At 72.4% G+C, this 21,116-nt stretch carries 19 protein-coding genes; 13 read left to right on the top strand and 6 right to left on the bottom strand.

Annotated features, from left to right (window positions below):
- Nucleotides 1–1,370: helix-turn-helix domain-containing protein (locus AB0P41_RS33850; protein ID WP_365935970.1), on the bottom strand; the 1,370-nt coding region annotated here is incomplete at its 3' end.
- Between the two features lie 131 nt (nt 1,371–1,501).
- Between AB0P41_RS33850 and AB0P41_RS33845 the strand changes: the two genes are divergently transcribed.
- On the top strand, nt 1,502–3,352 hold the full coding sequence (locus AB0P41_RS33845) for a DUF6350 family protein (RefSeq protein ID WP_365935972.1): 1,851 nt from the start codon (nt 1,502–1,504) through the stop codon (nt 3,350–3,352).
- Between the two features lie 24 nt (nt 3,353–3,376).
- Here AB0P41_RS33845 and AB0P41_RS33840 read toward each other — a convergent pair whose 3' ends face one another.
- Entirely contained in the window at nt 3,377–4,309 is a 933-nt protein-coding gene (locus AB0P41_RS33840) for a hypothetical protein (RefSeq protein WP_365935969.1), read from the bottom strand.
- A 238-nt stretch (nt 4,310–4,547) separates the two neighbouring features.
- On the opposite strand from AB0P41_RS33840, the gene purN reads away from it, so the two are divergent.
- The 3 genes from purN (at nt 4,548) to AB0P41_RS33825 (ending at nt 8,388) form a co-directional block, all read left to right on the top strand.
- Entirely contained in the window at nt 4,548–5,204 is a 657-nt protein-coding gene (gene purN / locus AB0P41_RS33835) for a phosphoribosylglycinamide formyltransferase (RefSeq protein WP_356712748.1), read from the top strand.
- A complete protein-coding gene (purH, locus tag AB0P41_RS33830) occupies nt 5,191–6,762 on the top strand; it encodes a bifunctional phosphoribosylaminoimidazolecarboxamide formyltransferase/IMP cyclohydrolase (protein WP_365935968.1) in 1,572 nt (523 codons plus the stop codon). The genes purN and purH overlap by 14 nt, the downstream gene beginning before the upstream one ends.
- A 168-nt stretch (nt 6,763–6,930) precedes the next feature.
- Nucleotides 6,931–8,388, top strand: coding sequence for a DUF2079 domain-containing protein (locus AB0P41_RS33825; protein ID WP_365935967.1), 1,458 nt, complete (start codon nt 6,931–6,933; stop codon nt 8,386–8,388).
- A 61-nt stretch (nt 8,389–8,449) separates the two neighbouring features.
- Here AB0P41_RS33825 and AB0P41_RS33820 read toward each other — a convergent pair whose 3' ends face one another.
- Nucleotides 8,450–9,058: a hypothetical protein gene (locus AB0P41_RS33820; protein ID WP_356712754.1), complete on the bottom strand. Its 609-nt coding sequence runs from the start codon at nt 9,056–9,058 to the stop codon at nt 8,450–8,452.
- A 233-nt stretch (nt 9,059–9,291) separates the two neighbouring features.
- On the opposite strand from AB0P41_RS33820, the gene AB0P41_RS33815 reads away from it, so the two are divergent.
- The 4 genes from AB0P41_RS33815 to AB0P41_RS33800 all read left to right on the top strand — a co-directional run bounded on the left by AB0P41_RS33815 (nt 9,292) and on the right by AB0P41_RS33800 (nt 13,466).
- The gene (locus AB0P41_RS33815) at nt 9,292–10,170 is read left to right on the top strand and encodes a bifunctional methylenetetrahydrofolate dehydrogenase/methenyltetrahydrofolate cyclohydrolase (RefSeq protein WP_365935966.1); all 879 of its coding nucleotides are present in this window, start codon (nt 9,292–9,294) and stop codon (nt 10,168–10,170) included.
- A gap of 19 nt (nt 10,171–10,189) precedes the next feature.
- Complete coding sequence (locus AB0P41_RS33810) at nt 10,190–10,828, top strand: DUF3017 domain-containing protein (protein WP_356712758.1); 639 nt, start codon at nt 10,190–10,192, stop codon at nt 10,826–10,828.
- Between the two features lie 417 nt (nt 10,829–11,245).
- Nucleotides 11,246–12,304 (top strand): DUF2690 domain-containing protein, encoded by a 1,059-nt coding sequence (locus tag AB0P41_RS33805; RefSeq protein ID WP_365935965.1) that lies wholly within the window; start codon nt 11,246–11,248, stop codon nt 12,302–12,304.
- Nucleotides 12,305–12,476: 172 nt separating this feature from the next.
- Nucleotides 12,477–13,466 (top strand): malate dehydrogenase, encoded by a 990-nt coding sequence (locus tag AB0P41_RS33800; protein ID WP_365935963.1) that lies wholly within the window; start codon nt 12,477–12,479, stop codon nt 13,464–13,466.
- An 84-nt stretch (nt 13,467–13,550) separates the two neighbouring features.
- Here AB0P41_RS33800 and AB0P41_RS33795 read toward each other — a convergent pair whose 3' ends face one another.
- Entirely contained in the window at nt 13,551–14,288 is a 738-nt protein-coding gene (locus AB0P41_RS33795; protein WP_356712763.1) for an isocitrate lyase/phosphoenolpyruvate mutase family protein, read from the bottom strand.
- 40 nt (nt 14,289–14,328) lie between these two features.
- On the bottom strand, nt 14,329–14,841 hold the full coding sequence (locus AB0P41_RS33790) for a carboxymuconolactone decarboxylase family protein (RefSeq protein ID WP_365935961.1): 513 nt from the start codon (nt 14,839–14,841) through the stop codon (nt 14,329–14,331).
- 46 nt (nt 14,842–14,887) lie between these two features.
- Here AB0P41_RS33790 and AB0P41_RS33785 point away from each other — a divergent pair, with 46 nt between their 5' ends.
- The 3 genes from AB0P41_RS33785 (at nt 14,888) to AB0P41_RS33775 (ending at nt 17,880) form a co-directional block, all read left to right on the top strand.
- Nucleotides 14,888–16,294, top strand: a complete 1,407-nt coding sequence (locus AB0P41_RS33785; protein ID WP_365935959.1) for a PLP-dependent aminotransferase family protein — start codon at nt 14,888–14,890, stop codon at nt 16,292–16,294.
- A 114-nt stretch (nt 16,295–16,408) separates the two neighbouring features.
- Entirely contained in the window at nt 16,409–16,684 is a 276-nt protein-coding gene (locus AB0P41_RS33780) for a hypothetical protein (RefSeq protein WP_365935957.1), read from the top strand.
- An 8-nt stretch (nt 16,685–16,692) separates the two neighbouring features.
- On the top strand, nt 16,693–17,880 hold the full coding sequence (locus AB0P41_RS33775; protein ID WP_365935955.1) for a glutathionylspermidine synthase family protein: 1,188 nt from the start codon (nt 16,693–16,695) through the stop codon (nt 17,878–17,880).
- Nucleotides 17,881–17,902: 22 nt separating this feature from the next.
- Here the strand turns inward: AB0P41_RS33775 and rocD are convergent, their stop codons facing one another.
- Nucleotides 17,903–19,108 carry an ornithine--oxo-acid transaminase gene (rocD, locus tag AB0P41_RS33770; RefSeq protein WP_365935953.1) on the bottom strand — a complete coding sequence of 402 codons (1,206 nt, stop codon included), beginning with the start codon at nt 19,106–19,108 and terminating at the stop codon, nt 17,903–17,905.
- A 292-nt stretch (nt 19,109–19,400) separates the two neighbouring features.
- Here rocD and trpS point away from each other — a divergent pair, with 292 nt between their 5' ends.
- Together trpS and AB0P41_RS33760 are read left to right on the top strand one after the other, a co-directional pair.
- The gene (trpS, locus tag AB0P41_RS33765; RefSeq protein ID WP_365935951.1) at nt 19,401–20,414 is read left to right on the top strand and encodes a tryptophan--tRNA ligase; all 1,014 of its coding nucleotides are present in this window, start codon (nt 19,401–19,403) and stop codon (nt 20,412–20,414) included.
- An 89-nt stretch (nt 20,415–20,503) separates the two neighbouring features.
- Nucleotides 20,504–21,094: a 2'-5' RNA ligase family protein gene (locus tag AB0P41_RS33760; RefSeq protein WP_365935949.1), complete on the top strand. Its 591-nt coding sequence runs from the start codon at nt 20,504–20,506 to the stop codon at nt 21,092–21,094.
- Nucleotides 21,095–21,116: the final 22 nt, after the last annotated feature.

The raw sequence follows: 21,116 nt of genomic DNA, 5'->3' as shown, positions 1-21,116 counted from the left end.
GCGCACGCTGGAACGCCTGCACATTGCGGCGGTCCGCCTCCGTCCAGCGCGGGCCGGGGCCGGTCACGTAGTGGGTGCCGAACCCTTTCTTCACCCTGCGGCGTCAGCTTCTCCGGCCCGCCCCGCGGCGGGACGCCGCCGACGCGTTCGGCGGGTGCCAGCGGCTGCTCGTACTGGGTGGGGGCCGTGTGCAGGGTGAAGGCGGTCGTGCCGATGAGCAGCACCCCGAAGCAGAGCGCCGCCCGGGTCCAGAGTTCGGCGACGCGCTCGCCGCCCGCGCGGACGACGGGTGCCGGTGGCGGTTCGGGTACCTCTTCGGCGAGGGCGAGCGCCCCCAGCGGGTCGTGGAGTGCCGGCTTGCCGCCGGGCTCCGTCGGTTCCACGGTCCCGGGCAGCCGCTCGGCGACGGCGGCCCGGGCGTTCAGCAGCCTGCTCGCCGTGGCGGGAGTGCTCGCCTCCGTCTCCGCCGCCGTCTCGGGCAGTCCGAGACCCACCCCGTCGTGGAGGAGCAGGGTGCGCCGGTACGCGGGGGGCAGGCCGAGCAGAGCGTCGAGCAGCGCACGCCGCGCCGGGTCGTCGGGCATCGGGTCGGGCAGGCGGTGGGAGCGGCGCAGCCGGTGCCAGGGCGACATCGCGTACTCGTACGACGCCGCCCGCACCCAGCCCGCCGGATCGCGGTCCCTGGCCACCTCCGGCCAGCGCTGCCAGGCGGTCCGGAAGGCGTGTCCGACGGCTTCCCGGGCGAGCTTCCGGCGGCCGGTCAGCAGGTACATCTGGCGGGTGAGACCCGGTGCGATGCGGCTGTACAGCGCGTCGTACGCCTCCTCGGCGGTGAGGGCCGGCGGGGGCTGCGGGGCGGGGGCGTTCGCGGCCGGCGCCGTGGGCACGGGCAGGCACCCCTCCTGGGCAGGGACGCCCAGGGCCGGCGCCTTCGGCGTGGGCGCCTCCGAGGCCGGCGTCTTCGGGGTGGGCGCCTTCGGGGCGGGAGCCGTCGGGGTGGGTACGTCCGAGGCCGGTGCCGTCGGGGTGGGCACAGCCGAGGCCGGTGCTTTCGGCGTGGGAGCCTCCGAAGCGGTGCCTGTGCCGATGCCGGGCTCGGCCGGGGGCATCGTGCTGCTCCCCGGGGCTTCGACGGAGGGGGACGGCGCAGGGCGGTGTCCTTCGCAGCCGAGGAGCTTGGCGTAGGCCGTGCGCCGCCGGCCCCGCGGGTCCATGCGCCCTGTCTCCCAGGCGCGGACGGTGGCGGGCGTCACTCCCACGGCCGCCGCGACCTGTTCCTCACTCAGTGCCCTGGCCTCGCGCAGCCTGCGACGCTCCTTCGGGGAGGGCAGAGGGGCGGCGGGGGCCGGACCGGTCGTACTCCGCGTCATGCCCGGCCTCCGTCCCCGAGGGCACTGCACTGGGTGAAAAAGTACATAAACGTATATTGGGCGACACAACGGCCATTCGCCCGTTACACGGAATAAGCGCGTGTCGTTGGCAGCATGGCCGCGTGAGCCAAGTGACCGAACGCAGCCCGATGTTGCCGGCCGAGCGGACCAGGTCCGCCGCGCTGGCCTCCGCCTTCGTGCGCGGGGCACTGGCCGCCGGGCTCGGGCTGGGCGCGCTGGCCGTCCTGGTGATGGTGCTGTGGATCAGTTCTCCGTTCCCCGACAGCGGGCCCGGCGGGGCCCTCCATGTGGCCGCCGGGATCTGGCTGCTCGCCCACGGTGCCGAGCTAGTGAGAGCCGACACGGTGGGAGGCCACCCCGCGCCCGTGGCGACGGTCCCGCTGCTGCTCGTCGTGCTGCCGGTGTGGCTGCTGCACCGGGCCGGCAGGGAGTCGGCGGAGACCGAGGAGAAGGCTCCGGGCGGACAGTCGGCGGTCGGGGCGTTCTGTGCGGTGAGCGCCGGATATCTGCTGGTGGTGCTGGCGGCGGCGGCCTACGCGCGTGAGGGGGCGCTACCCGCCGACCGGTCCTCGCTCGCCTTCCCCGTCGCCTTCGTGGTTGCTGGTGCGTCCGCCGCGGGGGTGTGGACGGCCCGTGGGCGCCCGCTGACCCCGCTGCTGGTCTGGGCACCGCTGAGCCTGCAGGAGGCCGCCGCCCGCTCCCGTTTCCGGTCCGGGGCCGCGGTGGCCCTGCGGTCGGCGGCCGCGGGTGTGCTCATGCTGCTCGGCGGCGGGGCCCTGCTGGTCGCCGTGGCGCTGGCATGGCACACGGGGGCGGCGCGGGAGTCGTTCGTGGGGCTGTCGGGCGACTGGGCGGGCCGGATCTCCGTCCTTCTGCTGGCGGCGGCGCTCGTGCCGAACGCGGCGATGTGGGGCGCCGCCTACGGCCTCGGGCCGGGATTCGCCCTCGGTACGGAGTCCGTGGTCACCCCGCTCGCGTTCACCGGGCCCCCCGCACTGCCGGACTTCCCCCTGCTCGCCGCGGTGCCGGCCCACGGCCCGGGGACGGTGGCGAACTGGGCGGCGGTCGCGGTGCCGTCCGTCGCGGCCCTGGCCGTCGCCCGGTTCGTCGCCCGGGGGGCGGTCGAGGAGGGCGGGGAGCGAGAGGATGCCTGGGGACAGGCGCGTACCGCCCTGGTGGCGGGATCGGCGGCCCTCGGTTGCGGGGCCGGCGCGGCGGTACTGGCGGCGGTCTCGGGCGGCCCGCTGGGCACCGGGGCGCTCGCGGAGTTCGGCCCCGTGTGGTGGCTGGTGGGCCCGGCCGCTCTCGCATGGACGGCCGTGATCGGCGTACCGGCGGCGCTGCTGCTCAGGGCATGGCGGCTGAGGGAACACCGGTGGGGCTGGCGGTGGGATGCGGTGAAGGGGGACCGGGCAATGGCGGAAAGCGGGCAGAAGCCGGAGCCGGGTACGGAGGAGAAACCCGGGGGAACGGGGGAGGGCGCGGAGCCGTACGACTTCCTGTCGGCAGGCCCCTGGCACGAGGAGGGCGCGAGAGAGGCGCGCTGGGCCGCGCTGAAGAAGAAGTCGGGCGGACTGATGGCGGAATTCGCGGCGGACGCGGACGGAGAGCCCGCACCCGGCCCGGCACCGGCCGCACCGGCGGCCCCCACGTCCCTGTCCGCGTCGCCCCCGGCACCGGTCGCCGCGCCCACGCCGGTCGCCGCACCCGCGCCGGTCGCCGCGCCCGCGCCCGCTCCGGCGCCCGCGCCCGCGTCGGCCTCCGCGACCCCACCCGCGCCGCCACCCCCGCCCCCCGTTCCTGAGCCGAAGCCCGAGCCGAAGCCCGAGCCGAAGCCCGAGGCCCGGGCGGGGACGGGAGCGGAGGCCACGCCCACGCCCGCTGTCGGCCCGGATACGCCGAGCGGCCGGGCCCCGGATGCCGAGCGGCATCAGGAACCCGGCCGGGAAGCTGCTCCATGACGAGCGTTCCAGCGCGGGGCTGAGCTACTTCTTCACGCCGAAGAAGGGCTCCAGCGGGTCGGGCAGCTTGTCGTTGCAGGCGACGGCGCCGGTCTTGGTGAGCGCGTCGTTCACGCAGGTGTAGTAGTCGCGGTAGACCAGCTGGACCGTGTAACCGGTGGCCACGATCGCCAGGGCGAGCAGCGCCGTCACCAGGCCGCTGACGGCCGCCGTCGTCTGCTGGCGGCTGCTGATCTGCGCGACGGCGGGCGCGGCCCCCGGCTGCGGGGGCGTGGTGGCCCGGTCCGGACTGCTCGCGCCGGACACCGCCGCCTGTCCCGCGCCGGCCGCCTGGTTCTTCCGGGGCCCGCCACGGAGGGCGCTGATCGACCAGTACACGGCGAGGGCACCGAGGAGCATGGCGATCTCGGGGAAGTCGAAGAGGGCGAAGAAGAACGCCCACATGCCGCCCAGTACCGCGTAACGCGCCCGCCGCTGGGCGGGGTCGGTCGGGTCCCAGCGCAGCCCGCCGGGTCGGCCCTCCGGGCCACCGCCCTGGCCGCCCGGTCCACCGGTGCCGCCGGGCCGGTCGCCGAAGCCGCCGCTCTGCCGACCGGGCTGCCGGTCGCTCCACTGGCTGCCCCAGACGGGGCGGTCGTCGGACTGTCCCTGGCCACCGTCACCGCTTCCGCCGTTGCCGCCGTGGTTTCCCGGCGCGTGCGGAGGGTGACGAGGCTGCCAGGGCTGATCGGGCCGGTCCTCCGGCGGTGCCGCGAACGGATTGTCGTCGGACGACCCGGAGGAGGACCCCGAGCCCGAGGAGGACCCAGACCCGGACGAGCCCGACGGGGACCCGGAGCCCGAAGAGGATCCCGAGCCCGAAGAGGAGTCCGGCGATGAGGACTGGCGTTCCCGCATCAGCGTGGATGCCCGCTCGGGCAGCGGGTGGCCAAGGGCGGTGCGGAGGCGGTCCGGCATGTGGTGAACGTCTTCCCCATCTCGTCATTTCCGCCCGGGGGCGGTTCCCTGTCCCCTGACGCTACCTCCCGGCTACGCCCCCGTCCCGTGGGGGCCGCCGGGTGTGCCGGTATCGTTGCTGACGGTCGGACCGTTCGTAGAGTTCCCCGTATCCCGGGACGAGCTTCTTTCGTACGACCATACAAACGCACCTCCTGTACATCGCGTACCGCTGCACCACGCGAGAAAGGGCCCTGCCGTGGCCTCCCCGCCCCCCTCCGCCGCTCCGGCCCGTGTGGTCGTGCTCGTCTCCGGCTCAGGCACGAACCTCCAGGCACTCCTCGACGCGATCGGTGACGACCCCGATGGCTACGGCGCCCGGATCGTCGCGGTCGGCGCGGACCGTTACGGCACCCTCGGCATCGAGCGTGCCGAGAGCGCCGGGCTTCCCACCTTCGTGTGCAAGCTCGGCGAGTACGCGAGCCGCGAGGAGTGGGACGCGGCCCTGACGGCGGCCGTGGCCGAACACCGTCCGGACCTCGTCGTGTCCGCGGGGTTCATGAAGATCGTGGGCAAGGAGTTCCTCGCCGGGTTCGGCGGCCGGATCGTCAACACCCACCCCGCCCTGCTCCCCAGCTTTCCCGGTGCTCACGGCGTCCGCGACGCGCTCGCGTACGGCGTGAAGGTCACCGGGTGCACCGTCCACTTCGTCGACGACGGCGTCGACACCGGTCCGATCATCGCGCAGGGCGTGGTCGAGGTGACCGAAGAGGAAACGGCGGAGGGCGAAGCCGCCCTCCACGAACGCATCAAGGAAGTCGAGCGCAAGCTGCTCGTCGAGGCCGTGGGGCGGCTCGCCCGCGACGGCTATCGCATTGAGGGACGAAAGGTTCATCTCGGTCATGTCGGTGAATAACTCCACCCCGGTGAATAAGCCCATCCGCCGCGCCCTGGTCAGCGTCTACGACAAGACGGGGCTCGAAGACCTCGCCCGCGGTCTGCACGAGGCGGGTGTCGAGCTGGTGTCCACCGGCTCCACCGCCGGCAGGATCGCCGCCGCCGGGGTACCGGTCACCAAGGTCGAGGAGCTCACCGGCTTCCCCGAGTGCCTCGACGGTCGCGTCAAGACGCTGCACCCCCGCGTGCACGCCGGCATCCTCGCCGACCTGCGCCTGGACACCCACCGCGAGCAGCTCGCCGAGCTCGGTGTGGAGCCGTTCGACCTCGTGGTCGTCAACCTGTACCCGTTCACGCAGACCGTCGAGTCCGGCGCCTCCGACGACGAGTGCGTGGAGCAGATCGACATCGGCGGCCCGTCGATGGTCCGCGCCGCCGCCAAGAATCACCCGTCCGTGGCGGTCGTGACCAGCCCGGAGCGCTACGCCGACGTCCTCGCGGCCGTCAAGGCGGGCGGCTTCGACCTGACCGCCCGCAAGCGGCTCGCCGCCGAGGCCTTCCGGCACACCGCCGCCTACGACGTGGCCGTCGCCTCCTGGTTCGCGGCCGACTACGCGGCCTCCGGCGACTCGGACCTGCCCGAGTTCCTCGGTGACACCTTCACGCGCAAGAACGTCCTGCGCTACGGCGAGAACCCGCACCAGTCCGCCGCCCTCTACACCGAGGGCGCGGGCGGCCTCGCCGAGGCCGAGCAGTTGCACGGCAAGGAGATGTCCTACAACAACTACACGGACACCGACGCCGCCCGCCGCGCCGCCTACGACCACGCCGAGCCGTGCGTCGCGATCATCAAGCACGCCAACCCGTGCGGCATCGCCATCGCCGACGACATCGCCGAGGCCCACCGCAACGCGCACGCCTGCGACCCGCTCTCCGCCTACGGCGGCGTCATCGCCGTCAACCGCCCGGTGACCGTCGCGATGGCCGAGCAGGTCGCGGAGATCTTCACCGAGGTCATCGTCGCCCCGGCCTACGAGGACGGCGCGGTCGAGATCCTCGCCCGCAAGAAGAACATCCGCGTGCTGCGCTGCCCCGAGGCCCCGGCGTCCGCCTTCGAGGTGAAGCCGATCGACGGCGGCGCTCTCCTCCAGGTCACCGACCGGCTCCAGGCCGACGGCGACGACCCGGCCAACTGGACGCTCGCCGCAGGTGAGGCCCTGTCCGCCGAGGAGCTCAAGGAGCTCTCCTTCGCGTGGAAGGCCAGCCGCGCGGTCAAGTCCAACGCCATCCTGCTCGCCAAGGACGGCGCCTCGGTCGGCGTCGGCATGGGGCAGGTCAACCGCGTCGACTCCGCGAAGCTCGCGGTCGAGCGGGCGGGCGAGGAGCGGGCCCGGGGCGCGTACGCCGCGTCCGACGCCTTCTTCCCCTTCCCCGACGGTCTGGAGATCCTGACCGCCGCCGACGTCAAGGCCGTCGCCCAGCCGGGCGGCTCGGTCCGTGACGAGCTCGTCGTCGAGGCCGCGCAGAAGGCAGGCGTGACCATGTACTTCACGGGCACGCGCCACTTCTTCCACTGACCGGACCCGCAGTGACGGACCGCAGGCCGCACCCGGAAGGGGTGCGGCCTGCGGTGCGTCCCGGCGTACGGAGATCAGTCGTCCCTCTGTTCTAATGAATGGCCTTGTCGGGCCGTGCGGGACCGGTGCGACCGGCAGACCAGTGAGGGATTCCGTTGCGGGGGCACCGTGCTTGACCTGAACAAGAGCGAGACCGGGACGCCCGGAAAGCATGCCCCGGAGCCTGCCGTCGGTACGCACCCGGTGCCCTTGCGCCCGTACCTGATCGCCGCCGCGGTGCTGTGCGCGCTCTACTTCCTCTACGCCTACCTGCGGTACAGCCACTTCCAGTCGCCCTCCTGGGACCTCGGCATCTTCGAGCAGGAGGTGCGTGCGTACGCCGGTTTCGACGCGCCGGTCGTCGACATCAAGGGCCCGGGCTATCTGATACTCGGCGACCACTTCAGCCCCGTGGTGGCCCTCCTGGCCCCGCTCTACTGGATCTGGCCGTCCGCCGCAGCCCTGCTCTTCGCCCAGGCCGCGCTCTTCGCCGCCTCCGCGGTCGTCGTCGGGCGCACCGTCCAGCAGATGCTGGGCGGCCGCTCCGGCCTCTGCGTCACCGTCGCGTACGGGTTGTCGTGGGGACTCCAGGAAGCGGTGAAGGCCGACTTCCACGAGATAGCGTTCGCCGTCCCGCTGCTGGCCCTCGTCTGCCGGGCCCTGCTCATGGAGCGCTGGCGGGCCGTCGTCCTGTGGTCGCTGCCGCTGGTCCTCGTCAAGGAGGACCTCGGGATCACCGTCGCCGTCGTCGGCCTGCTCCTCGCGCTGTACGGGCGTCGGCTCCAGGGTTTCCTGCTGGCGGCCTTCGGCGTGTTCGCCTTCGCGCTGACCGTGCTGGTGCTCATTCCGGCGGCCAGCAGCGCGGGGACGTACGACTACTGGAAGAAGATCGAGGAGAACGGCGGGCAGGAGGTCTCCCCGCTCGACTCCGTCCTCGGTGTGCTCGACTCCTCCGTCAAGCTGGAGATGCTGGTCTTCCTCGTCGGCATCACCGCCTTCATGGCGCTCCGCTCACCCCTGGTCCTGCTCGTCCTGCCCACGATCGGCTGGCGTCTGCTCTCCCAGGACTCCAACCACTGGGGCATGGTCTGGCACTACAGCGCGATCCTGATGCCGGTGGTCTTCCTGGCCATGGCCGACGGCATCCGGCGCAGCCAGGACTCGAAGCGGCCCTGGCTCGTCTCGTACGCGAACGTCGCCGTGCCCGTCGCGGTGGCGATCGCCGTCGCCCTCACCCAGCACCTTCCGCTCCGCGACCTGCTGCGCCCGGAGACGTACCGCGCCGACGCCCGCACCCACGACGCCGAAGCGGCGCTGGAGGCGATCCCCGTGGGCGCGCGGGTGGAGACGGACATCACGCTGATGGCGCACCTGACGGCGGACCGCACGGTCTACTGGGTCGGCGGGGCCCCCGGCACCGCGCCCGACGTCGTCGCGATCAACCTGGACTTCAGCTGGTCGCGGCCGATCGACGACCCGGTGAAGTACGCGCAGCAGCTGCATCCCGAGGCGCGCTACCGGGTCACCCGCGAGGTGGGCTCCTTCGTCGTCATGGAGCGGACCACGCCGGCGCCCGGAAACGGCTGAAGGCCGCGCGCCCGCCGGTGAGCGGGTGCTACGGCCTTCACGCGGACGTGTGCGCGGCGCGTCAGTACTGCGGCTGCCGCTGGCGGTTGAACCACGCGCCGCCGTCCGACTTCGCCACGAAGACGACGACCAGGATCGCGAGAATCGTGTGGACGAGGCCCATCACGATGAAGGGGTAGATGCCGAGGATCGCGGTGATGACACCGAAGACGATGGTCGCGATGCGGATGCCGTTGCCCCCCTTGCCGAACTTGGCGGCGAAGACGACCGCGAGGATCCCCCACAGCACGGCGAAGACGACGATGCCCCACAGGGCGTTGCCCGAGTAGTCGGCCAGCTCCTGGAACTGGACGTCCTCCTGCAGCGTCGGGTCGTCCTTGGCGGCGTTCACGGCCACGGCGGCGAGGGCGACGAAGATCGTCCCGATGACCTGGAGGCCGGCGATCACGTAGAGCATGACGCGCGCGGCCTTCACGCCGCCGGGCATCTCGGTGGGTCCGCCGGGGAAGCCGTAGCCGCCCTGGACCGGCGGCGCCTGCGGGTAGCCGTAACCCTGCTGCGGAACGCCCTGCGGGGCCTGCTGAGGATAGCCGTAGCCCGGCTGCTGCCCGCCCGGCTGCTGGCCACCCTGCTGCTGGCCGTAGGGGTTGTTGGGGTCGCCGAAGCTCATGGCGGGTTTCCTCCGTTGTGATGTGGGGACGACGCGGTCCTGACGGAGGAAAGCTGCGCGATCCGAACGGTTGGTCCCCCCGACACTGCCCGCGGTGATGCGGGCCTTATCGTCGTCGTGACATCCACCTTTTGTCCAGCCGATCGCCGAATGTGTTGTGCAAGTGCAATCTCGCGTCCACGTGGCAAGCCAGGATTGGTACGGGGGCGGGGTCATCCGCGAGGATGGGTGTCATGAGCGCCCAGATTCTCGATGGCAAGGCCACCGCAGCTGCGATCAAGTCCGATCTGACCGTCCGCGTGGCGGCCCTCAAGGCACAGGGCGTCACACCCGGCCTGGGAACCCTGCTCGTCGGTGACGACCCGGGCAGCCGCTGGTACGTGAACGGCAAACACCGTGACTGCGCCCAGGTCGGCATGGGTTCGATCCAGCGTGAACTCCCCGACACCGCCACCCAGGAGGAGATCGAGGAGGTCGTACGGGAGCTCAACGCCAACCCGGAGTGCACGGGCTACATCGTGCAGCTCCCCCTCCCCAAGGGGATCGACACCAACCGCATCCTGGAGCTGATGGACCCGGCCAAGGACGCGGACGGCCTCCACCCGATGAACCTGGGCAAGCTCGTGCTGAACGAGAGCGGCCCGCTGCCCTGCACCCCGCAGGGCGTCGTCACCCTGCTCCGCCGCCACGGCGTGGAGATCAACGGCGCCCATGTGGTCGTCGTCGGCCGGGGCGTCACCATCGGCCGGCCCCTCCCGCTGCTGCTGACGCGCAGGTCCGAGAACGCGACCGTCACCCAGTGCCACACCGGCACCCGTGACCTCTCCGCGCACCTCAGGCAGGCCGACATCATCGTCGCGGCCGCCGGGGTGCCCCACCTGATCAAGCCCGAGGACGTGAAGCCGGGCGCGGCCGTGCTGGACGTCGGCGTCAGCCGGGACGAGAACGGCAAGATCGTCGGCGATGTCCACCCCGGAGTGGCGGAGGTGGCCGCATGGGTCGCCCCGAACCCGGGTGGCGTCGGCCCCATGACCAGGGCCCAGCTGCTCGTCAACGTCGTCGAGGCGGCCGAGCGCGCCGCCGCCGAGGCCTCCGCCGCATCCGCCGGCTGACCCGGACCGGAGGAACGTCATGGGCGCTGGTACGAGTCCGGCGGGCGGTACGCACGCGGACGGGCCGGCCGAGGATGCAGACACGGCCGAGGAGGCCCGGGTGTCCGAGAAGGTCCAGGTGACCGGGGAGACCGGTGCCACGGGAGAGACGGTGCGGGACGAGGCCGGTACCCCCGTGGAGGAGGGGGCGGGGGCGCCCGTCACCGCTGACGCGGACGGGGCCTCCGGGGAAGCGGCGACAGGAGAGAGCGGTTCGACCTGGGCGCCCTCGCGCCGCTTCTCGCTGACCCGGGACACCGCGCGTCCCGAGGGCGGCGGCCGGGCAGCTCCGGGGGACGCCCCCGCGCCCGCCCGGCAGTGGCCGCTGCTCACGGTGCTCTGCACCGCCGGGCTCGGGCTGCTGATCGTGGCGGTCGACCCCTTCGCCGAGGCGTTCAGGGTAGGCGCCATGATCATGGGCGTCGCCCTGCTCGGGGGTGCGGTGCTGCGCTGGACGGTCCCCTCGGTCGGCATGCTCGCCGTGCGGTCCCGCTTCACCGACCTGGTCACCTACGGCCTGATGGGCGCGCTGATCGTGCTGCTCGCGCTGATGACACAGCCCGGCCCGTGGCTGCGGGTCCCGTTCCTGCAGGACGTGGTCCACTTCACGATCCGCTGAGGGGTGTCCGTCCCCTCCCCCGAGAAGGGACGGACACCGGACAGGGCGCCGGTGCAAGAAGCACCGGAATGCGGTGACTTGAGCGGCCTTGCCCTGTCCTGAATCAAGCGTCATGGACATGAGGTGCCGGGTTCAAGGGATGCCCGGCGCCTGTGGCACGGAAGTGACCATTCCGCCATCGTGTGATCGTCACGCAACGAGGGGCCCCCTGCGCGAGGGGCGCTACGGCGCACAACGGAGCCCGCGCTCATACCGAATGCCCCTGTGCGCCCCTTGGTCCGGAACTGCCGCCCCGCGTCCGTGCATTCTTCTGGTAGTCCGGAGCACAGGACCGGACGTTCCGTCGGCGGGGGAAGGGCCCGATGCCGGGATCGGGCGGGCGTGCCGGGGACGTCGGGGGAATCGACTGGGGGAGCAATGCCTCGTTGGAAGGCACTACCGGAAGAACTCGATCCGCAGGTGCGGGAGTTCGCGATCCAGTTACGCGGACTCGTGGACCGCAGCGGCCTGGGCCTGGCCGCGGTCGCCGACCGCACGGGCTACAGCAGGACGTCGTGGGAGCGTTATCTCAACGGCAGGCTGCTCGCGCCCAAGGGCGCTGTCGTCGCGCTCGCCGAGGTGACGGATGTCCAGCAGCACCGTCTGACGACCATGTGGGAGCCGGCCGAGCGGGCCTGGAGCCGCTCCGAGACGCGCCACGAGATGACGATGGAGGCCATCAGGGTCTCCCGGGCGCGCGCGGCGCCCGGCGAGGCGGGCGTGGCCGCCGCCCCCGTGGTGAGCGGGCGGGCGGCCGGCGGTACGGGAGTCTCCACCGCCGCGGAACCGGGAGGCGGAGGACGCGGCAGCGGCCGTGCGTCGTCCCTACCCCTCCGGCGCGGGACGGTTCCGCGGATTCCGCGGCAGCCGCAGGCCGGACCGGTCCCGGACCCCACCGGCGGGGGACAGCACCCGGGCGGCGGCCCCGGGCCACGGAAGGACGGCCGGCGCAGGCTGACGCTCTCCCTGGCGGGGCTCGTGGCCGTGCTGCTGCTGATATCCGGGGCCGTGCTGCTGGCCGATCAGGGTGGCGACGAGGACACCGGTGCGGTCGCCGCGACACCGTCCGCCGAGCCGGCCGCCGGCGCGCCCCGGCTGCCCGCCGGGGGCGGGTGCACCGGCGCCGACTGCACCGGCCAGGACCCGGAGGCCATGGGCTGCGGAGGCCGGTTCGCCTCCACGGTGGCCAGGGAGACCGTCGGCGGCGGTCTCGTCGAGGTCCGCCACAGCGAGACCTGCGGCGCCGCCTGGGCCCGGATCACCCAGGCGTCCCCGGGAGACACCGTGAAGATCACCGCCGGGGAGTCGGAGCAGGACGGCACGGTGGACGCCGACGCCGAGGCGTACACCCCGATGGTCGCCGTGCGGAAGGCGTCCGACGCCGAGGCATGCGCGACCCTCGCCTCCGGGACGACCGGCTGCACCACGCCGGAGTGAGGCCGGCCGCTGCGCTGTGTGACCGACTGTGCGCGGTGCCACAGGGGGCCGGGCGGCTCCTGCGGCGAGGGTCGGATAGCCTGACCGCTGGATATCTCTTCACATCAAGATTCAGAGGTGTCCAGCACCAGGGGCAGGGACCCCTACCGCCAGCTGTCTAACGGAGACCGCCATGACCCGCACTCCCGTGAATGTCACCGTGACCGGCGCAGCCGGCCAGATCGGCTACGCGCTGCTCTTCCGCATCGCCTCCGGCCACCTGCTCGGCCCGGATGTGCCGGTCAACCTGCGACTCCTCGAGATCCCGCAGGGCCTGAAGGCCGCCGAGGGCACCGCCATGGAGCTCGACGACTGCGCCTTCCCGCTGCTGCGCGGCATCGAGATCACGGACGACGCCAACGTCGGCTTCGCCGGCGCCAACGTCGCCCTCCTGGTCGGCGCCCGCCCGCGCACGAAGGGCATGGAGCGCGGCGACCTGCTGTCCGCCAACGGTGGCATCTTCAAGCCGCAGGGCAAGGCCATCAACGACAACGCCGCGGACGACATCAAGGTCCTCGTCGTCGGCAACCCGGCCAACACCAACGCCCTCATCGCGCAGGCCGCGGCCCCGGACGTGCCGGCCGAGCGCTTCACCGCGATGACCCGTCTGGACCACAACCGCGCGATCTCGCAGCTGGCCGCGAAGACCGGTGCCGCCGTCTCCGACATCAAGCGGCTGACGATCTGGGGCAACCACTCGGCGACCCAGTACCCGGACGTCTTCCACGCGGAGATCGCCGGCAAGAACGCCGCCGAGGTCGTCAACGACGAGGCATGGCTGGCCGACACCTTCATCCCGACCGTCGCCAAGCGCGGCGCCGCGATCATCGAGGCCCGTGGCGCGTCCTCGGCCGCCTCGGCCGCCAACGCCGCCATCGACCACGTGCACACCTGGGTCAACGGCACCGCCGAGGGCGACTGGACCTCGATGGGTATCCCGTCGGACGGCTCCTACGGCGTGCCCGAGGGCATCATCTCCTCCTTCCCGGTCACCACGAAGGACGGGAAGTACGAGATCGTCCAGGGCCTGGACATCAACGAGTTCTCCCGTGCGCGCATCGACGCGTCGGTGAAGGAGCTCACCGAGGAGCGCGACGCGGTCCGCGAGCTCGGCCTGATCTGACCGGAGCCCGGCCACCGGCCGGCCCCGAGGTCGTACGAGGGCGCCCCCGCAGCAGTTGCCGCGGGGGCGCCCTCGTACGTCCGCTCAGTCGCCGAGCAGCCGGCCTGCCAGGTCCCGCACGGCGTCCGCCGCCCTGCGCTGCAGCTGCGGGCCGAAGGTGATCCGTGCCGCTCCGAGCTCGCCGAGCCGGCGGGTGGCGGCCGGGCCGTCGGGTGCGCCGAGCGCGTTGACCGGGACCGGAACCGCTGCGGCCAGAGCGGGCAGGGTGTCCGGCGGGGCCATGATCGGGTAGACGCAGCCGGCGCCGGCCCCGGCGTAGAGCAGGGCGCGGGCCACCGTGTCAGCCGCCACGTCCGTGGCGGCGGGATCCCCGTGTACGTACGTGTCGATGCGGGCGTTGACGAAGAGGCGCCCGCCCGCCGCCGCGCACACCTCGGCGAGCCGGTCGGCCTGGCGCCGCGGGTCGACGAGGACGCCGTCCACCGAGTCCTCCAGGTTGCAGCCGACGACCCCGGCCTCCAGGAGGCGGTCGACGAGCTCGTCCGGGGCCAGACCGTAACCGGCCTCGACGTCCGCCGAGACGGGGACGGACACCGCCCGGGCGATCCGCGCCACCGCCGCGAACATCTCGTCCGGCGGCGTCTCCCCGTCGGCGTGGCCGAGCGAGGCGGCGACACCCGCGCTCGGGGTGGCCAGGGCCGGGAAACCGGCTTCCTCGAACACGCGGGCGCTCGCGGCGTCCCACGGTCCGGGCAGGACCAGGGGGTCGCCAGGGGGACGGCCGTGGTGCAGCGCCCGGAAGACGGACGCGGGCTCGGTCATGAGGGCTCCGGGGTGGGAGGTGCGTACGGGAGGGCGGCGGTCAGTGCTTGATGTCGCCGGGCGTGTAGTGCCCCGGGGCCATCCGGCAGGTCACACCGAACCGGTTCCAGGCGTTGATCACCGTGATCGCGGCGATCAGCCGGGCGAGCTCGGCCTCCTCGAACTGCTTCGCGGCCTTCGCGTAGACCTCGTCCGGCACGAAACCGTCGGTCAGGACCGTCACCGCCTCCGTCAGCTGGATCGCGGCGATCTCCTTCTCCGTGTAGAAGTGCTGCGACTCCTCCCAGGCGTCGAGCTGGATGATCCGCTCGACGGACTCGCCCGCCGCGAGGGCGTCCTTCGAGTGCATGTCCAGGCAGAGGGCGCAGTGGTTGAGCTGCGAGGCACGGATCTTCACCAGTTCGAGCAGTGTCGGGTCCAGCCCCTGACGGGACGTGGCGTCCAGCCGGACCATGGCCTTGTAGACGTCCGGGACGAGCTGGGCCCACTGCAGGCGGGCGGGGTGCTCGGGGGCGTTCTCGGCGGGCGTGTGGTGCTGCGGGTTCGTGGTCATGATTCGAAGCTAACGGTCGGATGGCGCACCGGTATGGTCCATTTCCATGACAGATTCCTGGGCCGCTTTCGGCGCCGACCTGCACATCGAACCGGTCGGCACGGGCCTGCGCAGCGGGCTGATGAACGCACTGCGTGAGGCCGTGCGCACCGGACGGCTGACACCGGGCACCCGGCTCCCTTCCTCCCGGATGCTCGCCGTGGATCTCGGGGTCGCCCGCAACACCGTCGCGGACGCCTACGCCGAGCTCGTGGCCGAGGGCTGGCTCACCGCACGGCAGGGTTCGGGGACCAGGGTCGCGCAGCGGGCCGACGCGCCGGGACCGGCCGTCCGGGGGGCCGGCGGCCGGCAGGTGCGCCGGCGCCCCGTCCACAACCTGATGCCGGGGTCGCCGGACCTCTCGGCGTTCCCCCGCGCGGAGTGGCTCAAGGCCGCCAGGCGCGCCCTCACCGCGGCCCCCGACGCGGCCTTCGGCTACGACGACCCGCAGGGCCGCTCCGAGCTGCGGAACGTGCTGGCGGACTACCTGGCACGGGCACGCGGGGTGTACGCCGGCCCGGAGCGCATCGTGATCTGCTCCGGGTTCGTCCACGGGCTCACGCTGATGGGCAAGGTGCTGCGGCGCCGCGAGGTGCGGGCCGCGGCCGTCGAGTCGTACGGACTGGACATCCACCGGAACCTCCTGGCCGACACCGGACTGCGCACCCCCTGCCTCCCGGTGGACGAGCTCGGGGCCAGGACCGGGGAGCTGGGAGGGGCACCGGGCGTGGGCGCGGTGCTGCTGACCCCCGCCCACCAGTTCCCCACGGGTGTCCCGCTCCATCCCGACCGGCGGGCCGCGGCGGTCGACTGGGCGCGGTCCTCGGGCGGTCTGATCCTGGAGGACGACTACGACGGCGAGTTCCGCTACGACCGCCAGCCGGTGGGCGCCCTCCAGGGGCTCGACCCGGAACGGGTGGTCTACATGGGGACGGCCAGCAAGTCCCTGGCGCCCGGGCTGCGGCTGGCCTGGATGGTGCTGCCGGAAGGACTGGTCGACGAGGTCTGCGACGCGAAGGGCGGCTTCGACTGGATGTCCGCGGCGCCGGACCAGCTGACCCTCGCGGAGCTCATCGCATCGGGGGCGTACGACCGGCACGTGCGGGCGATGCGGCTGCGCTACCGGCGCCGTCGCGACCAGCTCGTCGAGGCGCTCGCCGAGCGGGCCCCCGACTTCGAGGTGAGCGGCATCGCGGCAGGACTGCACGCCGTGCTCGAACTCCCGGAGGGCACCGAGCAGTCGGTCGTCCAGGCGGCCACCTGGCAGGGGCTCGCGCTGGAGCGGCTCTCGCGCTTCCGGCACCAGGACGCGGCCCCCGGCCGCGACGGGCTGGTCATCGGTTACGGCACGCCGTCGGAGAGCGGCTGGGCGGGTGCGCTGGACGCGCTCTGCCGGGTGCTGCCGCAGGCGTGAGGCCGGGCAGCGGGCGGCACCGGGTTTCAGTCGGGGGGCTCATGCATCTAATCTGACTGGCAGTTGGCGGGTGGGCGTACACCGGCCCGTGGGTACGACGGGGGAGAACAGGACATGGACAGGCGCAGGCTGAGGTCGGGCACCGTCGTGCTCGGCGGCATGGGACTGCTCGCGGCGACGCTCACCGCGTGCGGCTCGGAACCGGACGAGCGGTGCGTCGACCGGGTCACCCAGGAGATCCTGCCGGAGTACGAGTGCGAGGACGACGACGGCAGCGGGAAGTACTACTACGGCGGCAGCAGCCACAACAACCGCGTCTCCGGCGGCAGTTTCGACAAGTCCGCGGTCGAACGCGACGGATTCGGCTCCTCCGGCTCCAGCGGCGGCTGAGCCCCCTCATGGAACGCCGCACCACACAACCGCGCCCCGGCTGGCAGGAGACCGTCGAGGAGCAGGGGCTCATCTACCCCCTGACCCGCTACCCGGACGGCTCCCTGCGCCCCTACTGGGACGAGAGCGCCTACTACGTCTTCTCCCTGCCCGAGGTCGAGGCGCTGGAGGAGGTCGTGGAGGAGCTGCACACGATGTGTCTGGCCGCCGCCGCGCACATCGTCGAGCACGACCGCTTCGCCGATCTCGGCATCACGGACCCCCGGCTGGCGGGCCTGATCGCCGAGTCCTGGCGGCGCCGCGCCGAACTGCCCTCGCTGTACGGCAGGTTCGACCTGCGCTACGACGGGACCGGACCGGCCAAGATGCTGGAGTACAACGCCGACACCCCCACCTCGCTGGTGGAGGCCGCCAGCCCCCAGTGGTTCTGGATGGAGGACCGCTTCCCCGGCGCCGACCAGTGGAACTCCCTGCACGAGCGCCTCGTCGACGCCTGGAAGCGGCAGGCCCCGCTGCTGCCGCCCGGCCCCCTCCACTTCGCCCACTCCGACGGCGACGAGCTGGGCGAGGACCTGATGACGGTCGCGTATCTGCGGGAGACCGCCGAGCAGGCAGGGATCGAGACCCGGGCGCTCTCCGTCGAGCGGATCGGCTGGGACCGGCTGTCCCGCCGCTTCGTCGACGAGCGGCTCCGCTTCATCCGCAGCTGCTTCAAGCTGTACCCGTGGGAATGGCTGACGACGGACCGCTTCGGGCCGCACGTGCTGGAGACCCTGGACAACGGCGGGGGCACCGGCAGCACCTGCTGGATCGAACCCGCCTGGAAGATGCTCCTCTCCAACAAGGCGCTGCTGCCCGTCCTCTGGGAGCTGTACCCGGGCCACCCCAACCTCCTCCCCGCCTACCTCGACGGACCCCGTGAGCTGGCCGGCCCGGACGGCGCGGGTTACGTCGCCAAGCCGCTGCTCGGCCGGGAGGGTGCCGGGGTCACCGTCCACGAGCCGGGCAGCGCCCCGGTCCTGCGCGAGGAGCCCTGCTGCTACCAGGAGCTGGCCCCGCTGCCCGACTTCTCGGGCAACCGCGTGGTGCTCGGCGCCTGGGTCGTCGAGGACGAGGCCGCCGGGCTCGGCATCAGGGAATCGGCGGGGCTGGTCACGGACGAGTACGCACGCTTCCTGCCCCACGTCATCCTCTGACCGGCGCCCCGCCGGACCGCCTTCAGCCGGCCAGTACGCCGCGGAGCTGGTCCAGACCCCAGTCCAGGTCCTCCTTGCTGATCACCAGGGGCGGGGCGATCCGGATGGTGGAGCCATGGGTGTCCTTGACCAGCACCCCGCGCTCCATCAGCTTCTCCGAGATCTCCCGGCCCGTCCCGAGGGCCGGGGAGACGTCGACCCCCGCCCACAGGCCCCGGCCCCGCACGGCCTCCACCGCGCCGCCGCCGGCCAGCAGCCCCAGCTCGTGGTGGAGATGGTCGCCCAGCTCCGCCGCCCGCTGCTGGAACTCACCGGTGCGCAGCATCGCGATCACCTCCAGAGCGACCGCGCAGGCCAGCGGATTCCCGCCGAAGGTGGACCCGTGCTCGCCCGGCCTGTACACACCGAGGACCGCGGAGGACGACACGACGGCCGAGACGGGCACCACGCCACCGCCCAGCGCCTTGCCCAGCACGTACATGTCGGGGACGACGCCCTCGTGTTCACACGCGAAGGTCCGGCCCGTGCGGCCCAGCCCCGACTGGATCTCGTCCGCGACGAACAGCACGTTCCGCTTCCGGGTCATCTCCCGCACCCCGGCCAGATAGCCCGGCGGCGGGACCAGCACCCCGGCCTCGCCCTGGATCGGCTCCATCAGCACCGCGACGGTGTTCTCCGTCATCGCTTCCGAGAGCGCGGTGAGATCCCCGTACGGCACGATCTCGAACCCCGGGGTGTACGGCCCGTAGTCGGCCCGCGCCTCCTGGTCCGTGGAGAAGCTGATGACCGTGGTCGTCCTGCCGTGGAAGTTGTCGGCGGCGACGATGATCTTCGCCATGCCGTCCGGGACGCCCTTGACGCGGTAGCCCCACTTGCGGGCCGTCTTCACGGCCGTCTCCACGGCCTCGGCCCCCGTGTTCATGGGGAGGACCATCTCCATGCCGCAGAGCTCGGCGAGCCGCGTACAGAACTCCGCGAACCGGTCGTGGTGGAAGGCGCGGGAGGTCAGGGTCACGCGTTCGAGCTGAGCCTTGGCCGCGTCGATCAGGCGCCGGTTGCCGTGCCCGAAGTTGAGCGCCGAGTAGCCGGCGAGCATGTCGAGGTAGCGGCGCCCCTCGACATCGGTCATCCAGGCGCCGTCCGCCGAGGCGACGACGACGGGCAACGGGTGGTAGTTGTGCGCGCTGTGCGCCTCGGCGGAGGCGATGGCGGTTTCCGTGGTCGACACGGGATCTCCGTTCGTCGTGCGGCGGGGGCGGGGGTATCGCCCACTTTGTATCGTCGGTCGGATTCAGGACCTGGAAACCTTCCGCGCGCGGCGCGCCTCGCGGTCGCACGCGCACGCCGTGCCCGGCAGGACCGTGTTTCTCGTCTCATCCGTCGCGGCGCCCCGGCGCGCGCACGGCTGATCACCAGGTCCCCGCCACCGCGGTGACCCGCGGCAGGGCCCCTCTCCGCGTCCTCACATCTTTCCCACACCGGTTGCCGGAGATCGGTTCCGCACCTGAGACAATGGCTCCATGGCCTCTGATCGACCCCGCGTGCTCTCCGGAATCCAGCCCACCGCAGGCTCGTTCCACCTCGGCAACTACCTCGGTGCGGTCCGCCAGTGGGTGGCGCTCCAGGAGTCCCACGACGCCTTCTACATGGTGGTGGACCTGCACGCGATCACCGTGCCGCAGGACCCGAAGGAGCTCCGGGCCAACACCCGGCTCGCCGCCGCGCAGTTGCTGGCGGCCGGGCTCGATCCGGAGCGGTGCACGCTCTTCGTCCAGAGCCACGTCCCCGAACACGCCCAGCTCGGCTGGATCATGAACTGCCTCACCGGGTTCGGCGAGGCGTCCCGCATGACGCAGTTCAAGGACAAGTCCGCGAAGCAGGGCGCCGACCGGGCGACCGTGGGCCTCTTCACCTACCCGGTCCTCCAGGTCGCCGACATCCTGCTCTACCAGGCCAACCAGGTCCCGGTCGGTGAGGACCAGCGCCAGCACATCGAGCTGACCCGGGACCTCGCCGAGCGTTTCAACGGCCGCTTCGGCGAGACGTTCACGGTGCCGGCGCCGTACATCCTCAAGGAGACGGCGAAGATCTTCGACCTGCAGGACCCGTCGGTCAAGATGAGCAAGTCGGCGTCCACGCCGAAGGGCCTGATCAACCTCCTCGACGACCCGAAGGTCACCGCCAAGAAGGTCAGGAGCGCGGTGACCGACACGGACACGGTGATCCGCTACGACACGGAGAAGAAGCCCGGGGTCAGCAACCTCCTGAGCATCTACTCCACCCTCACCGGCGCCGCCGTGACCGATCTTGAACGGAAGTACGAAGGCAAGGGTTACGGCGCGCTCAAGACCGACCTCGCCGAGGCCATGGTGGAGTTCGTCACCCCGTTCCGGACCCGGACCCAGGAGTACCTGGACGACCCGGAGACCCTGGACGCCCTGCTGGCCAAGGGGGCCGAGAAGGCCAGGACCGTCGCCGCCGAGACGCTGGCGCGGACCTATGACCGGATGGGCCTTCTGCCTGCGAAGCACTGAGTCCAAGGACCCTGGCCCGACCACGGCCGAAGGGGTCACACTGGCGTCGGCACGACCGAAGAACTGCCTTCGAAGATGAGGAGAACGATGTGGGGACCGTAACGCTTGGCGTTTCGATCGCGGTCCCGGAGCCTTACGGCAGCCTGCTCCAGGAGCTGCGCGCGAGCTTCGGGGACCCTGCCGCCTACGGCATCCCCACCCACGTCACCCTTCTTCCGCCCACCGAGGCCGAGGCGGCCGACCTGCCGGCGATCGAGACCCACCTCTCCCAGATCGCCGCGGCCGGCCGTCCCTTCCCGATGCGGCTGTCGGGCACGGGCACCTTCCGCCCGCTCTCCCCGGTCGTCTTCGTCCAGGTCGTCGAGGGCGCCTCTGCCTGCTCCTGGCTCCAGAAGCGGGTCCGGGAGGCGTCCGGACCGCTGGTGCGCGAGCTGCAGTTCCCGTACCACCCGCATGTGACCGTGGCGCACGGCATCGGTGAGGAGGCCATGGACCGGGCGTACGAGGAGCTCTCCTCGTACGAGGCGGCCTGGACCTGCGGTTCCTTCGCGCTGTACGAACAGGGCACGGACGGCGTCTGGCGCAAGATCAACGAGTTCCCGTTCGGCGGGGGCGGCGCCGCCCCCGCCGTGCCCGCCCAGGGCGGCAGCTCCATGGACCAGCCGTCCCTGCGCCCCTGAACCCGGCCTGACCCGGACGCGG

The organism is Streptomyces sp. NPDC079167 (assembly GCF_040686735.1).
GTDB lineage: Bacteria > Actinomycetota > Actinomycetes > Streptomycetales > Streptomycetaceae > Streptomyces.
This window is presented reverse-complemented; position numbering and strand designations above follow the sequence as displayed.

Bases quoted from the DNA above. Each gene is read 5' to 3' on its own strand.
- AB0P41_RS33840 (WP_365935969.1), bottom strand. From the start codon at position 4,309: ATGCCGGACCGCCTCCGCACCGCCCTTGGCCACCCGCTGCCCGAGCGG.
- purH (WP_365935968.1), top strand. From the start codon at position 5,191: ATGTCGGTGAATAACTCCACCCCGGTGAATAAGCCCATCCGCCGCGCC.
- AB0P41_RS33820 (WP_356712754.1), bottom strand. From the start codon at position 9,058: ATGAGCTTCGGCGACCCCAACAACCCCTACGGCCAGCAGCAGGGTGGC.
- AB0P41_RS33815 (WP_365935966.1), top strand. From the start codon at position 9,292: ATGAGCGCCCAGATTCTCGATGGCAAGGCCACCGCAGCTGCGATCAAG.
- AB0P41_RS33810 (WP_356712758.1), top strand. From the start codon at position 10,190: ATGGGCGCTGGTACGAGTCCGGCGGGCGGTACGCACGCGGACGGGCCG.
- AB0P41_RS33805 (WP_365935965.1), top strand. From the start codon at position 11,246: ATGCCTCGTTGGAAGGCACTACCGGAAGAACTCGATCCGCAGGTGCGG.
- AB0P41_RS33800 (WP_365935963.1), top strand. From the start codon at position 12,477: ATGACCCGCACTCCCGTGAATGTCACCGTGACCGGCGCAGCCGGCCAG.
- AB0P41_RS33795 (WP_356712763.1), bottom strand. From the start codon at position 14,288: ATGACCGAGCCCGCGTCCGTCTTCCGGGCGCTGCACCACGGCCGTCCC.
- AB0P41_RS33790 (WP_365935961.1), bottom strand. From the start codon at position 14,841: ATGACCACGAACCCGCAGCACCACACGCCCGCCGAGAACGCCCCCGAG.
- AB0P41_RS33785 (WP_365935959.1), top strand. From the start codon at position 14,888: ATGACAGATTCCTGGGCCGCTTTCGGCGCCGACCTGCACATCGAACCG.
- AB0P41_RS33780 (WP_365935957.1), top strand. From the start codon at position 16,409: ATGGACAGGCGCAGGCTGAGGTCGGGCACCGTCGTGCTCGGCGGCATG.
- AB0P41_RS33775 (WP_365935955.1), top strand. From the start codon at position 16,693: ATGGAACGCCGCACCACACAACCGCGCCCCGGCTGGCAGGAGACCGTC.
- trpS (WP_365935951.1), top strand. From the start codon at position 19,401: ATGGCCTCTGATCGACCCCGCGTGCTCTCCGGAATCCAGCCCACCGCA.